This is a genomic window from Neoroseomonas lacus, from assembly GCF_014644535.1.
GTDB classification, from domain to species: Bacteria; Pseudomonadota; Alphaproteobacteria; order Acetobacterales; family Acetobacteraceae; genus Neoroseomonas; species Neoroseomonas lacus.
Genome location: NZ_BMKW01000004.1, coordinates 169,692 through 182,315, shown reverse-complemented (window position 1 = coordinate 182,315; position 12,624 = coordinate 169,692). Strand labels below are relative to the sequence as shown.

Below are 12,624 nucleotides of genomic sequence, written 5' to 3'. Positions count from 1 at the left end.
TCTCGCGTGGGGTGGCGGGCCGCCCGCTCATCCGGCCACCCAGGTCAGTATCCTGGAATGGGTGGTCCGGTGGCGGTGCAGGGATGGTCAACTGGACACTCAGTGACGCAGCAGCAGTGCCACCCCGACGGCCGGCGCGGCGGCGAGCACCGGGGCGACCCAGGCAGCCAGGCGCGGACCAAGCCAGCGCGCCACCGGCCCGGCCAGCGCCGGCCCCGCCAGCAGGGCCAGCGCCGGTGCTGCCGCTGCAGCGATATCGGCCGGCGCGGCCCGGGCCAGCAGCGGCACCGCGGCGACACCCACCATCCCGAGCGCCAGCGGCAGCCGCGAGGCCATTCCCGTCATCGCCCCCAGCACGCCAGCGCCGAGTACCGCGCCAGCCCCCGCCAGGGCGAAGGCCAGGTAAGGCCCGAACGCCCCGGCCGCGGTCACCCCGGCGGCCAGCGCCGCCCAGCCAATTGCCTGCCCGGGAAAGGCGGGATCGGCGCGCAGCACCAGCGCCATGGCGGCGGCGATCGCCAGCCCCTGGGGCGCGGCGCGCAACAGGTCGGGCGGGTGGAGCGACGCGCCCGTCATCCACCACGCCCCGAGAAGCAGGCCCGCCGCGACGCCGGCGATGCGCAGCACCGGCCGCGGCAGGCCGGCGAGCAACCCCGCCAGCAGCCCCAGCAGCACCAGCGCCGGCAGGCGCTCCACGAGATGGCGTGGCGAACCGGTGATCACGCCGAGCACGGCGACGAAGCCGACCACCAGACCGAGACCGGCCGCGACGCCGCCCCATCGAGGGCGCCGCAGCAGCCGGCTGGCGCCGGCCACGGCAATGGCGGCGGGCAATGCCAGGGCGAAACCCCGCCACTCGGCGGGCAGGTCGAAGGTCATCGCACCATCATGCCACGGCGCCCGGTGGGCCGTCGCCTCGCGCCACGCGCCGTGGCAGGCTCGCCCGGCGCATGGAGAGAACCGAATGACGCAGCAGACAGTGCCGGTGAAGGTCTGGGACGGCTGGGTGCGGCTGTTCCACTGGGGCGCGGTGGCCTGCCTGGTCGTGTCCTATCTCAGCGCGCGGCTGGATGTCTGGAGGGTCCATTACGTCTCCGGCTACACCATGCTGACGCTGGTGCTGTTCCGCATCGGCTGGGGGCTCGTGGGCTCGGAGAATGCGCGCTTCACCGCCTTCATCCGCTCGCCGCTCGCGGCGCTGCGCGAATTGGCGCGCTTCGGCCGGCGCGGGCCGGACCTGGAGACGACGCATAATCCGGCGGGGGGATGGATGGTCGTGCTGCTGCTGGCGCTGCTGCTGGGCCAGGCGGTTACCGGGCTGTTCACCAACCATGATGTCGGCTTCACTTATTCGCAGCACGGGCCGCTGGCGAACTGGGTCAGCGAGGCGACCTCCGAGCGGATGTCGGGGCTGCATCTGCGCATCATCGACCTGCTGCTGATCGCGGTGGCGGTGCATGTGCTGGCGGTGGTCGCCTATCGGCTGCTGAAGGGGCAGGACCTGGTGCGGCCGATGGTGACGGGGGTGAAGCGCCTGCCCGACTCGGCGGCGCGCGCACCGCGGCACGGGCCGGCGGTGCTGGCGGTGGCGCTGCTCGCCGTGGCGGCGGTGGCGGTATGGACCGTCACGCGGCTCGGCGGTGCCGGGTAGCACCGGTGGATGCGCCACCCGGTGCATCCCGGCCGTCGCTCAGCGGGCGGGGCCGCGATAGGTGCGGTGGCAGGCGACGCAGGTCGCGCCAACCTGGCCGTAGGCCGCCGTCGTCGCCGCGACATCCCCCGCGGCGGCCGCGGCGCGCAGGACACCCAGCTGGGTGACCATGGTCGCATCCATCTGTTCGAAGCCGGCCCGGTCGGACCAGATTGCCGGCAGGGCGCGCGTCTCGCCGGTGCCGCTGCCTGCCGGGAACAGAGCCGGCAGGCCGGTGTACAGGGCCAGCATGGTGTCGATGCGCTCGACCAGCGGGCGCGTGTCGCCGCGGGCGTCGGTCACGGCTTTGATGGCTTCCATCTGCCGGCCCATGTTCTTCATGCCGTCGCGGCGCTGCGTGATCACGTCCTGCGCCACCGCCGCGCCCGCCGTGGCGCACAGCACAACCGCGATGCCCGTCACCAACCCAGACTTCATTTGACTTCCCCTGGTTCCGCCGCCCCCTCGGGCGCGCCGCCAGCAAAGGGTGCGGGTACCTGCCGGTTCACGCAATGGGGGGTGGCGAGGTCTCGCGTCGACGCCGTCTTGCGGTGCCGATAAGGGGCCGCTATACCGCCGCACCGCGGCAGACCCGGCACCGGAGTGTAGCTCAGCCTGGTAGAGCACTGTGTTCGGGACGCAGGGGCCGGAGGTTCGAATCCTCTCACTCCGACCATTCCCGGTCCGCCGTGGCAGAAGGCCCTCCGAGCAATCGGGGGGCCTTGCTGATTCTGGGGCGCGGTGCCGGCGTATCAGGCCGCGCCGTCGCCCCTCACCACCCAGGTGATCAGCCATTTCGCCGGCCACACCCACAGCATGCCGGCGGCGGCGAAGAACAGGAATTCAAGCGTCCAGTGCAGGTTGCGGACATGATCCGCGAGCAGCAGCACGACCACGACATAGGCGATGAAGCCGCCAATACCGGCGAGCGAGGCGATCAGGGTGCGCGACATGCCCTGCACTTGACGCCTTCGCGCCGGTTTGAGAAGCCCGGCCGCGTCGTAAGAGACCGTTTGAAATGCCCGGCACCGGCCCGCACCCTCGCCCGGCCACCCATTCCAGGATACTGACGTGGGTGGCCGGGTGGGGGTGCGGGCCGGTGCCGGACCTCAAAATGCGCCCCTGGCGCATTTTCAAACGGGCTCTAAGACAGCGCGAAAGGCCATCGGCCATTCTCAGCCCCGGCAATCCCACAGCATGATCGGCACCGATGACGTGACGAGCGACAGCATCGACCTCAAATCCCATATCCGCGGCATTCCGGATTTTCCGAAGCCTGGCATCCTGTTCTACGACATCTCGACCCTGCTGCGGCACGGGCCGGCGTGGAAGGTGGCCATGGCGCGACTCGCCGAGATCATCCGGCCGCACAAGCCGGACCTGCTGGCGGGGATCGAGAGCCGCGGCTTCCTGGTGGCGGCGCCACTGGCGCTGGAACTCGGCCTGGGCTTCGTGATGCTGCGCAAGCCGCGCAAGCTCCCGGGGCTGACCATCGGGCTGAACTACGCGCTGGAATACGGCACCGACCGGATCGAGATGCAGGCCGATGCGGTGGAGAAGGGGCAGAAGGTCGTGCTGCTCGACGACCTGCTGGCGACCGGCGGGACGATGGCGGCGGGGATCAGCCTGCTGCGCCAGGCCGGCGCCGAGGTGCCCTGCGCGGCGGCGCTGATCGAACTGACCTTCCTTGAGGGACGCAAGCGGATCGATGCGCCGTTCGAGGCGCTGGTCGCCTACGACTCGTAGCGTCGGCGCTGCGGCTGTCGCGAGGGGCAGGCCCGGCTTCGCGGCAGCCGCCCCGCGCGGCGCGGCGCCAGCGGATGGCACGCCACATGGTTCGGCCTCCAGTGGGGCGGCAGGCACGGCCTTTCGCAGAGGCCCCCTCGCCTACCGCAGCAGCCCGATGGCGACCGCCACGCGCCACAGCGGGCCGACCAGCAGGTTGCACATCACCATCCGCAGCAGATGGAAGCCGAGCACCAGCGGCACGGCGAGGTGCAGCGCCTGCGCCGTCACGACCATCTCCGGCATGCCCCCCGGGGCGAGGCCCAGCACGACGGCCGGCAATGGCAGGCCAGCGGCCCAGCCGAGCGCAAGCCCCGCCACCATCAGCAGGGCCAGCAGGCCGGCAGCACAGACGAACGCGGCCAGCGCCAGCCGCCGCAGCGTGTTGCCCAGCCCTTCGCTCGCCAGGTGCAATCCGAGGCTCGCCCCCATGACAAGTTGCGCCACATCCACCAGCGAGCGCGGCACCGATGATGGCAGCGTCCCGCTGGCCGACAGCCCCATCGCCAGCAGGCACGGTGCGAACATCGCCGCATTGGCGAGGCCGATCCGGCTGCCCAGCACGGCCACCGCGGCCCCGCCAGCCAGCAGCAACAGCAATCCGCCCGCCTGTTCGGCCGGCAGCGCCGCGTTGAAGACGGAGTGCCCGCCCCGCCTGGCGAGCAACGCCAGCATCGCCGGGTAGATCAGCACCACCAGCATTGTGCGGATCGATTGCGCGGCGGTGACTGCCGACACCGAGCCGCCGGCCTGCCTGGCGAGCACCGCCATGTTCACCACCCCGCCCGGTATGCAGGCAAAGAAGGCCGTGCGGCCGTCACTGCCCGACAGGCGGCGGAACAGCGGGGCCACAGCGACCCCGGCCAGCAGCGCGACCAGCCCCCCCAGCAGCATGGCCGGCAGCGCGGCCGCCACCGCTTCCATCACCGGTGGCGTGAAGCCCTGCCCCAGGGCCAGGCCCAGCACCACGAGCCCGGCCGGGCGCGCCAGCACCGGCACCGCCGCCGCGCCGCGCATGGCCAGGTAGCCGGTCGCCACCAATGACCCGATCATCCAGCCGAGCGGGAGGCCGAGCGCCGTCAGCAGGCCGCCGGCCAGCAGGCAGAGCAGCAACGTGCGCAGATAGGCGTCGGCCGGCGGGGCTGGTTCGGTCACGGTCACGGTCGGGCAGAGCTACGCCGCCGCGCCGCGCCCCGTCAAAGGACGCCGGTCGCCGTTTTCGCCCCGCTGTTTACCAAGACTTCAGGAAGAGGCCCGCAATATGGACACGGAGTAAGATGTCATGCCGAGCGATCTCGTCCTTCGTGCCGTATCCTCCGCTGAACCGGCCCGCGCCGCGCCGCGCGCCACGGGCCAGGCCGTCGCGGCGCCCGCGCTGCCGGCGGTCACCGCGCCGGTGACGCCGAATCCGCGTTTGCGACTGGATGGCAGTCTGGGGATGGTGGTGCTGGAATTTCGCGGCTCGGGCGGAGAGGTCGCGAACAGCATCCCCTCCCCGCGCGAGATCGCGGCCTATCGCGCGGCGGCGATCTCCGACGCGCCGGTGCCAATCGGCGTGCAGCCGCTCGGCGCGGCGGCACCCAACGCGGCGCCGGAATTCGTGCCGGCGCCTGAGCCCGCGCCGGCGCCGGCGCCGGCGCCCGGCTGAAACAGCCGGATCAGCCGCCGCCGACAAGGCCAGTGGCGACCTGTTCGTTCACTTCGATGAGGAAGTTGATGTCGGGCGAAGGCCCGTCGATCTCCCGCAGCACCGCGCGGCCGAGGGAGACGAGGCCGGCGCGCATCTGCGTCGGTAGCTGGTTGGACGGGTCCAGCAGCGCGGTTTCCATGGCGAGCCACAGCCGGCGATTGTCGGCCACCGCGCGCATCAGCGCCGGCCCGTCATCATGCTGCGCGGCGCGCAGGCCATAGGTGACACGGCGGATGACATCCGCCTCCTGTTCGCGCGGGTCACGCGCGGCGCTGCTCGCGCCATAGGCGCGAACGATGTCGGCAAGCGTCATTGCGGCTCAATCCTCTGTCACGCCGCCGGTGGCGGGGGCGATACCAAGCACGACCTCCTCATGCCGCATGACGCGCCGTACCAGCTTCAGCGCCTGGTAGCATTCATCCGCTTCGGCCGCCGCAAGGGCGCGGTCGAGCAGGTCGCGTGCGAGGGTGGAGGTCGTGGCGGACTGGAAATCACCGATCAGACGTCGCGCGACGGTGAGACCCGCTTCGCGTTCATCCTCGTCGCCGATATAGGCGGTCTGAAGGGCGAAATAGATCCGGCGCGCGGGGCTGGACGCGGTTTCAGGCGTCATCAGCTGCTTGCCGAAGAGGAACCGCGCCTTGGCGGTCAGCTCGATACGGGCGCGATTGCGGAAGCGGATCGGCGCGCCGTTGACGACCATCAGGTCGCCCTGTCTCAGTTCAAGCACTAGCGTGGACATCCTGTCCTCCCGGCCTTGATGGTGAAGGCGCGGCCCCCGCCGACACGGAGGCCGCCGCCGGGATCAGCGGAACAGGCTCAGCAAGGTCTGCGGCGCCTGGTTGGCGATGGACAATGCCTGGGTGCCCAGCTGCTGGCGGATCTGCAGCGACTGCAGTCGCGCCGATTCCTTCGCAAGGTCGGCGTCGATCAGCGCGCCGAGGCCCGATTCCAGCGAATCCACCTTGTCTTTGTTGTAGGCGACCTGGGCATCAATGTAGCGCGAGTCCGAGCCGAACTGGTTCAGCGCGTCGCTGATCGACGACTGCACCGTCTCGAAGTCACCGCCGGCGCCCAGCGCCGCCTGCGCCCCCGCCGCGTCGGTCGGCGCGGCAGCGACGATCAGCGTACCCGCGCCATCCACCGCCGTCAGCGTATAGGTCGTGCCGGTTTCGTTCCGCGTGGAGGTGATGTCGCCACCCTCCGGCGCCGTCGTCGAGAGCAGCGTGCGACCGTTATAGGTCGCATCGGTGACGAAGTTGGTGATCTGCGTCTGCAGCGCGGTGTACTGCGCTTCATACTGCGCGCGCTGGTCGGTGTTCAGCGTGTCGTCGGCCAGGCGGACCAGCGTCTCGCGCACCTTCACCATGGTCTCGGAGACCTTGGTCAGGCCCGACAGCGCGGTGTCGAGAATGCCCTTCACGCCGCCGAGCTGTTCATTCGCCGCGGTCAGGCCCGCGACATCGGCCCGCACGGACTGGGCCACGGCGAAGGCCGCCCCGTCATCCTTCGCGTCGTTGACGCGATAGCCGGTCGAGATGCGCTTCTGCGTGACGTTCAACCCTTCATTCGTGCGGTTGAGCGACTGCAGCGCGACCATGGCGCCGGCATTGGTGTTAACGGAATTGAGCGACATCGGGGTCTTCCCCTGGATCCGATGGCCACTGCCCGTACGACGGATCAGGGGCCGGGTTGCGCGCCGCTTCTTGCGGTGTCGAGCAGATCATGCCTTGGCGCTCGTTAAGGGAGCCTGAATCCAGCCCACCTTTCGCCACAACCATCACAGGAAGTTCGTCAGCGACAGGCCCTGCACCATCGCGATCGCGCGGTAGGAGGCTTCGAGCTGCGTCTTGGTGGCGTTGAGCTGGCTAATCGTGTCGGCCATGTCGACTTCCTGGATCGCGGCGAGCTGGGTGGTCAGCGTCACCGTCACCTCGCTGTGGCGCTGCGAGATCGCGCCCAGCCGTTCCTCCGTGGCGCCCAGCGCGCCGCGTTCCTCACCCAGCGCATCGACGGCGCTGCGCAGCCCGTCGCGCGCGGTGGCGACGATGTCGGTGAAGTCGGTGCCGAGCACGGTCTGCGAGGGGTCGAGTGCCGCGAGCGTCGCCAGCCCGCGCAGCAGGTCGCGCGCCCAGGAGCCGGTGGTCTCGCCCTCGCTGGTGGCCGCGGCGTTTCGGTTGGCCAGGATGCCGTAGTCGACGCGCTGGCCCTCGGCCGCCGGCACCGAGCGTCGTGCTTCCGCGAGCCCGGTGGCCGGGTCGGACAAGAAAGCCGAGAAGGGCGTGGTGCCCGCCGTATCCGAGGTGGCGGCCGCCAGCGTCGCCGCCGCGACCGTCGCTGCATTGCCGGTGGTGAGCGAGGCAACCGCGGCGGCGATGTCGGTCGCCATGCCCGAACTGGCGATGCCCTGCGCATCGGGCACCGGCGGGTTCGCGGTGTCGGTGCCGCCGAACACGTATTCGCCGCCATAGCGTTCGTTGAGCAGGTTCGCCACTTCCTGCATCGCGGCGCGCGCCTGGGTGGCGATGGAGGCGACCAGCACGCCGTTGGTGCCGTCGATGGTGATCGACTGCTCGTAGAAGTTCGTCGCGATGTCCGACAGCCGGCCGAGCGCGTTCTGCGTGACCGAGGTGCGCGCCAGGGTGCGGTCGATGGTGCCCTGCCAGACCTCGCGGCGCGCGACGTCGGCGCGCAGGTCGATGGCGCGGTGGGCATCGGGGGCGATGTCGCCATAGGCGGGGCCCTTGAAGCCGTCCGATTGCTGGCGCGTCAGCACGTCGAGCCGCAGGCGCAGCGCCTGCGCGCCGGCATCGAGGCGGGAGACGGAATTGATCGCGGTCATGGCCTAGCGCACCGAGTTCATCAGCGTGTCCCACATCGACTGCACGGTGGAGAGGATGCGCGCATTGGCGGCATAGGCGTTCTGCAGCGTCACCATAGCGGCCATCTCGGTGTCCACGTCCACGCCCGAGCGCTGGTTGAAGCGCGTCTCGAGCCCATCCACCAGCGATGTCGTGCTCGCCAGCGACGCCTTGGCCGAGGCGCTGTCGGCGGTCTGCGTCGCGGTGACCAGCGCGGCGTAGCCTTCGAGCGTGGGCGGCGCGCCGAAGGGGCTCGTCAGCGTGCCGTCGGGGCCGAGCCCACTGGTCGCGATCGAACTCCAGCCGACGCCCGACTGCGCCTGGCTGCCGAAGGTGTAGTCGAGGACGCGGTCGATCAGCGCGACGAAGGCGGCCGGCCCGCCGGTCGGGTTGGGCGTGGAATCGGCGGCCCCCAGCGCGCTGCCGGTCACCGCATGGGTGCCGTCGCGCAGCAGGGCCGGAGTGCCCGAGACCGCGGTGTTGACTCGGATGGCGGCGGCGAAGCCGAGCGCGGTGCCGGTGGCGTAGGGCTGCGTCACGTCGGGCACCGCGCCGGAGGCATCGGTGAACAGCGCAAGGCCCTGCGCCTCGAAGCGGCCGGCGAGGTTGGCCGCGGCCAGGTCCACTTCCGCCTGGTAGCGCGGCAGCGTCTGGTCGCGCAGCGCGATCGCCTCGGCGAGCCGCCCGCCCAGCAGTGACGAGGTCACATCGACCCCGCCCAGCGTCACATCGGGGATGGTGCCGCCGCTGCCGTGGAAGGCGGCGGGGGTGAGCGTCGCATCGGCGGTCGCGAAGGCGTCCTGGCGGGCATTGAGCGGCAGCATCAGGCCGTTGCGTGCCACCAGCACGAGGCCGCCATCGTCGCGCTTGAGGGCCCGGACCTCGATGGATTCCGAGAGGGTGGAGATCGCGGCGTCGCGCTCATCCTCGAGGGCGGCGGCGTCGCCGGTCAGGGCGATCTGCTCGCGGATGCGGTCGGTCAGGCTGCCGATGTCGCGCAGCCCGGCATTGATCCTGGCGACCTCGCTGACCACCGTGTCCTGCACCTGCTGGCGGGAATCGCCGATCGCGCTCGACACCTCGTTGAAGCGGGTGGCGAGTTCATCGGCGGCGAGCACCAGCGCGGTCTGCCGGCCGGCCTCGGAAGGGTCGGCGCGCAGATCCTCGAAGCCGGACCGCAGCCCGGCGACGAGGTCGCCGAGGCTGTCGCCGACCTCGGGGCTGCCATGGGCAGTCTCGATCCCGGCCAGCAGGTCGGCGCGCAGCGCGGCACCTGCGGCGGCGGCGCGGCGGCTGTCGAGTTCGGTGAGCAGCGCCTCGTCGACATCGCGGCTGGGGGCGAGGGAGCGCACGCCCGCGGCCTCGCCGCCGGCCACCATGGCCTTGCCGTCGACGGTCTTGCGCGTGTAGCCGACGGTGTCCGCATTGGCGACGTTGCTGGCCGCGGCGGCCAGCGCGCGCTGCGTGTGCAGCAGGCCCGATCGGGCGGCAAGCAGGGCGGTGTCGAGGCTCATGGCGGGCGTTCCCCAGGGGCGGCGCGGCGGTGTCGGCGCGCGGTGCGGCGCGATGCAGCGGCGCCGTGCCGCATGGCGGTGCGGGCTGCCGGCGCGGCGCCGGCGGCGGGCTTGTGGCGCATGGCTCGGACCGACCCTCAGCGGCGCATGTTGATGGTGTCCTGCAACATCTCGTCAGTCGCGGTGACGATCTTAGTGTTCGCCGTATAGGCGCGCTGCGCGACGATCAGCTTCGAGAATTCCGAGGCGATATCGACGTTGGATCCCTCGATGGAACTGATGGCGAGGCGGCCGGCGCCGTTCGAGGCGACGTCCGAGGTGCGTGCCTCGCCGCTTTCCACGGTGCGCATGAAGGCCTGACCGTCGAGGCGCTGGAGCATGTCGGGCGCGTTGAAGGTGGTGATCGGCACGCGGGCGATGACGCGCGACTGGCCGTTGTCGTAGTTGATGGCGACATCGCCGTTCTCGCGGATGCCGACCGAGGAGTAGGAGCCGAGCGGCACGCCGTTCTGCTCGAAGTTGCGCACGGTGTATTCCTCCTCGTTGTATTGGGTGAGGCCACGCGCCTCGCCGAAGGCGCCGAGGTTGAGCGTCATCGCCTGCGCACCCTGCCCGAAATCCGCGCTGAAGGAGAGGATGGCCGGGTCGCCCGCGACGGAAGCCGCGCCGGCGAAGGAGCCGGTGGCGTTGGCGAAGCCGCCGATGGTGCCATCGGCGACGACCGGCGAGGCGGCCTGGCCGAACAGCACGTCGACGGTGCCGAGCGAGCCGCCGCCATTGGGTGCCGTGATGTCGAGCGTCCAGGTGTTGGCGCCGTTGGGGGTCCAGGTGAAGGTCATCTCCTGCAGAGTGCCGAGCGAGTCATAGACGTCGCGCGGCGTGCTCACCGCCTCGGTGCCGCCGGCGGGCAGATTGGCGGACAGGTCGATGTTGCTGGTGGCGATCGGGTTGAACACCAGGTCGCTGACGCGGATGGGTTCGATCTGGGTGCGATCCGGCTCACCGGTCGCATCCGAGCTCCAGCCCTGCAGCGCATAGCCCGCGCTGTTCACCATGTAGCCGTTGAGGTCGAGCTGGAAGTCGCCGGTGCGGGTGTAGAATTGCCGCTCGTCGAAGCTGACCTGGCCGTTCGCCGAGCCGGTCGGCAGCGCGACCGAGAAGAAGCCCTGGCCCGAGATCGCCAACGAGAGCGGGTTCTCCGACTGCGCGATCGGACCGGAGATGGAGTTGGTATAGTCCGGTCGCGCCACCACCGAGCCGGAACGGTGCACCGACTGGGTGCTCTCAGTGAGATAGGAGACGAAGCTGGTGTCGACGCGCTTGAAGCCGGCGGTCTGGCTGTTGGCGACGTTGTCCGACACATGGCCGAGGGCGCGTGCCTGCGCGCTCAGGCCGGTAATGGCGGTGGTCATGGCACCGAACAAGGACATCGCATTCTCCGCGGCGGGCGAGATTGGTCTGCCGGGTTCACCGCAACCGGCGTGCCAGGGAGGACGGCGGTGCGGTGCGGCGCGCCCTGCCGTGTGGCGGCAGAAGCTGCCGCTGGGCCGGCAGCCGATGCCCGGCACGGTGGCGTGATGGACTGGCCCGCGGCTTGCCATGACCGGCCGAGGCGCACCGATGCGCCGGAAAGTCACGCCCTCGATGGACAGCATCGCCAGCCTCGCCATGCCGACAATGGCCCCGCCGCCGCCCGGCGCGGCCTCGCCCCCTGGCGCGCCGGGGTGTGCCTTCGCGGCGGCGCTCGCGCAGATCGTCGCGACCGGGTCCGCCAAGCCGGCGGCGAGCACCGTCGCCGGGGACGCATCGGCCGAAGCGATATTGGCCGAGGCTGCGCCCGGGACGACGGCGCCATCCCTGCCCGGGATGGTGCCGTTCGTCCCAGCGGCGACGCCGGGTGTGGATGCGGCCCCCGCAGCGCCGCCGGGCGCCGTGGTCGTGCCGCCACCCGTCGTCCCGGTGCCGCCGGCCGCCGCCACCCCGACGGACGCCACGACCGAGCCGGCGGCTGACGCAGCCGAGGCAGTGGCGACGTCGCCCACTCTGCCGGCGCCGGTCGTCCCGACGGGTGCGAAGCCGCCGCCCCGCCCGGTCGCGGGCACGCCGCCGGCCGAGACGGCGGTGCCCGTCGGTGCCGCCCTCGCCAGGGGCCTGGCCGGCGAGAGCGAGCCGGCCCCGCCAGCCGTGTCGGAGGCCGAGGTGACGGAAGCGGGCATCCAGCCGCAGCTCAGCCGGACGGCCGCCGAACGGGCGCGCGCGGCGACCACCGACGCCCCGCCCGATGTCGCGGTGGCTGTCAGCCTCGTCACGCCCGCCGTCGCGGCGTTGGTCGCGCCACCCGTCGCGCCCCGCCAGGTGACGCATGATGGCGAGGCGCCCTCGACCGCCGCCGTTTCGCCGTCACGCTCGCAGCCGGCCGAGGCGGCCCCGGCCGTCCCGGCCTTCCCGCCGACTGACCCTGCCGCGACGCCGCAGCCCTCGGCGAAGCCCGTGGCGGTCGAGGATCCGTCCCGCGGCATGGCACCGCCGCGCCCCGTTGCTGAGACGCCGACCGCGCCGACGACGACCGAGGCGCCGCCGCTGGTCGCGCCGCCGGCCAACGCCGCCGCGCATGCCGCCCACGCGCCCGAGCCGCCCGCCGCGCCACCGACCGCCACGCCGGCACGGCAGCTCGCGCCGGTGCTGGTCTCGGTGGCGATCGCTGGCGGCACGGCGCGGTTGTCGGTCACGCTCGAACCGGCGGAGCTTGGCCGGGTCGAGATCAGCGTCGAGCGGACGGGCGACACCGCCGAGGTGCGCGTGATCGCCGAACGGCCCGAGACGCTGATGCTGTTGCAACGCGACCAGCGCGAACTCGACCGCGCGCTGACCCAGGCGGGCATCGGCACGGATGGGCGCAGCCTGTCCTTCTCGCTGTCGGATGGTGGTGCGGGGGGCTTCGGTGCCGGCCGCAACGGCGATGGGGAACGCATGGCACGCGGCATGCGCGGCGGCTCGGGCTCGGCCGAGAGTGCCGCCCTGGCCGAGGCGCCGCCGCCGCGCCGGCTGCTGTCATTGATCGACCTCGCTGTCTGAGAAGGACCA

The 12,624-nt window shown here is 71.7% G+C and carries 14 protein-coding genes and 1 tRNA gene; 5 read left to right on the top strand and 10 right to left on the bottom strand.

What is annotated here, in order from left to right; genetic code table 11:
* Positions 1-99 precede the first annotated feature (99 nt).
* Positions 100-879, bottom strand: a complete 780-nt coding sequence (locus IEY36_RS09490; RefSeq protein ID WP_188966812.1) for a hypothetical protein — start codon at positions 877-879, stop codon at positions 100-102.
* Positions 880-964: 85 nt separating this feature from the next.
* On the opposite strand from IEY36_RS09490, the gene IEY36_RS09485 reads away from it, so the two are divergent.
* A complete protein-coding gene (locus tag IEY36_RS09485) occupies positions 965-1,651 on the top strand; it encodes a cytochrome b/b6 domain-containing protein (RefSeq protein WP_188966811.1) in 687 nt (228 codons plus the stop codon).
* A 39-nt stretch (positions 1,652-1,690) separates the two neighbouring features.
* Here IEY36_RS09485 and IEY36_RS09480 read toward each other — a convergent pair whose 3' ends face one another.
* Complete coding sequence (locus IEY36_RS09480) at positions 1,691-2,128, bottom strand: c-type cytochrome (RefSeq protein ID WP_188966810.1); 438 nt, start codon at positions 2,126-2,128, stop codon at positions 1,691-1,693.
* Between the two features lie 161 nt (positions 2,129-2,289).
* On the opposite strand from IEY36_RS09480, the gene IEY36_RS09475 reads away from it, so the two are divergent.
* A tRNA-Pro gene (locus IEY36_RS09475) sits at positions 2,290-2,366 on the top strand.
* A 76-nt stretch (positions 2,367-2,442) separates the two neighbouring features.
* On the opposite strand, the gene IEY36_RS09470 is transcribed toward IEY36_RS09475, so the two are convergent.
* Positions 2,443-2,643 (bottom strand): DUF2842 domain-containing protein, encoded by a 201-nt coding sequence (locus tag IEY36_RS09470; RefSeq protein WP_188966809.1) that lies wholly within the window; start codon positions 2,641-2,643, stop codon positions 2,443-2,445.
* Between the two features lie 277 nt (positions 2,644-2,920).
* Between IEY36_RS09470 and IEY36_RS09465 the strand changes: the two genes are divergently transcribed.
* Complete coding sequence (locus IEY36_RS09465; RefSeq protein ID WP_188967023.1) at positions 2,921-3,436, top strand: adenine phosphoribosyltransferase; 516 nt, start codon at positions 2,921-2,923, stop codon at positions 3,434-3,436.
* A gap of 141 nt (positions 3,437-3,577) precedes the next feature.
* On the opposite strand, the gene IEY36_RS09460 is transcribed toward IEY36_RS09465, so the two are convergent.
* The gene (locus IEY36_RS09460) at positions 3,578-4,630 is read right to left on the bottom strand and encodes an AbrB family transcriptional regulator (protein ID WP_188966808.1); all 1,053 of its coding nucleotides are present in this window, start codon (positions 4,628-4,630) and stop codon (positions 3,578-3,580) included.
* 127 nt (positions 4,631-4,757) lie between these two features.
* Between IEY36_RS09460 and IEY36_RS09455 the strand changes: the two genes are divergently transcribed.
* A complete protein-coding gene (locus tag IEY36_RS09455) occupies positions 4,758-5,123 on the top strand; it encodes a hypothetical protein (RefSeq protein ID WP_188966807.1) in 366 nt (121 codons plus the stop codon).
* 10 nt (positions 5,124-5,133) lie between these two features.
* Here the strand turns inward: IEY36_RS09455 and IEY36_RS09450 are convergent, their stop codons facing one another.
* From IEY36_RS09450 to flgE, 6 genes are all read right to left on the bottom strand, one after another.
* Complete coding sequence (locus tag IEY36_RS09450) at positions 5,134-5,478, bottom strand: flagellar biosynthesis regulator FlaF (RefSeq protein WP_188966806.1); 345 nt, start codon at positions 5,476-5,478, stop codon at positions 5,134-5,136.
* A gap of 6 nt (positions 5,479-5,484) precedes the next feature.
* On the bottom strand, positions 5,485-5,895 hold the full coding sequence (locus IEY36_RS09445; RefSeq protein WP_229681224.1) for a flagellar biosynthesis repressor FlbT: 411 nt from the start codon (positions 5,893-5,895) through the stop codon (positions 5,485-5,487).
* A 75-nt stretch (positions 5,896-5,970) separates the two neighbouring features.
* Positions 5,971-6,801, bottom strand: a complete 831-nt coding sequence (locus IEY36_RS09440) for a flagellin (protein WP_188966804.1) — start codon at positions 6,799-6,801, stop codon at positions 5,971-5,973.
* 144 nt (positions 6,802-6,945) lie between these two features.
* Entirely contained in the window at positions 6,946-8,007 is a 1,062-nt protein-coding gene (locus IEY36_RS09435; RefSeq protein ID WP_188966803.1) for a flagellin, read from the bottom strand.
* Positions 8,008-8,010: 3 nt separating this feature from the next.
* Positions 8,011-9,540, bottom strand: coding sequence for a flagellar hook-associated protein FlgK (locus IEY36_RS09430; protein ID WP_188966802.1), 1,530 nt, complete (start codon positions 9,538-9,540; stop codon positions 8,011-8,013).
* Between the two features lie 137 nt (positions 9,541-9,677).
* Positions 9,678-10,970, bottom strand: coding sequence for a flagellar hook protein FlgE (gene flgE / locus IEY36_RS09425; RefSeq protein ID WP_188966801.1), 1,293 nt, complete (start codon positions 10,968-10,970; stop codon positions 9,678-9,680).
* 190 nt (positions 10,971-11,160) lie between these two features.
* On the opposite strand from flgE, the gene IEY36_RS09420 reads away from it, so the two are divergent.
* Positions 11,161-12,615 carry a flagellar hook-length control protein FliK gene (locus IEY36_RS09420; protein ID WP_188966800.1) on the top strand — a complete coding sequence of 485 codons (1,455 nt, stop codon included), beginning with the start codon at positions 11,161-11,163 and terminating at the stop codon, positions 12,613-12,615.
* The last annotated feature ends 9 nt before the right edge of the window (positions 12,616-12,624 follow it).

Excerpts from the sequence above, each read along its gene's own strand:
- IEY36_RS09490 (WP_188966812.1), bottom strand. The coding sequence starts at position 879 with ATGACCTTCGACCTGCCCGCCGAGTGGCGGGGTTTCGCCCTGGCATTG.
- IEY36_RS09485 (WP_188966811.1), top strand. The coding sequence starts at position 965 with ATGACGCAGCAGACAGTGCCGGTGAAGGTCTGGGACGGCTGGGTGCGG.
- IEY36_RS09480 (WP_188966810.1), bottom strand. The coding sequence starts at position 2,128 with ATGAAGTCTGGGTTGGTGACGGGCATCGCGGTTGTGCTGTGCGCCACG.
- IEY36_RS09470 (WP_188966809.1), bottom strand. The coding sequence starts at position 2,643 with ATGTCGCGCACCCTGATCGCCTCGCTCGCCGGTATTGGCGGCTTCATC.
- IEY36_RS09455 (WP_188966807.1), top strand. The coding sequence starts at position 4,758 with ATGCCGAGCGATCTCGTCCTTCGTGCCGTATCCTCCGCTGAACCGGCC.
- IEY36_RS09450 (WP_188966806.1), bottom strand. The coding sequence starts at position 5,478 with ATGACGCTTGCCGACATCGTTCGCGCCTATGGCGCGAGCAGCGCCGCG.
- IEY36_RS09440 (WP_188966804.1), bottom strand. The coding sequence starts at position 6,801 with ATGTCGCTCAATTCCGTTAACACCAATGCCGGCGCCATGGTCGCGCTG.
- IEY36_RS09435 (WP_188966803.1), bottom strand. The coding sequence starts at position 8,007 with ATGACCGCGATCAATTCCGTCTCCCGCCTCGATGCCGGCGCGCAGGCG.
- IEY36_RS09430 (WP_188966802.1), bottom strand. The coding sequence starts at position 9,540 with ATGAGCCTCGACACCGCCCTGCTTGCCGCCCGATCGGGCCTGCTGCAC.
- flgE (WP_188966801.1), bottom strand. The coding sequence starts at position 10,970 with ATGTCCTTGTTCGGTGCCATGACCACCGCCATTACCGGCCTGAGCGCG.
- IEY36_RS09420 (WP_188966800.1), top strand. The coding sequence starts at position 11,161 with ATGCGCCGGAAAGTCACGCCCTCGATGGACAGCATCGCCAGCCTCGCC.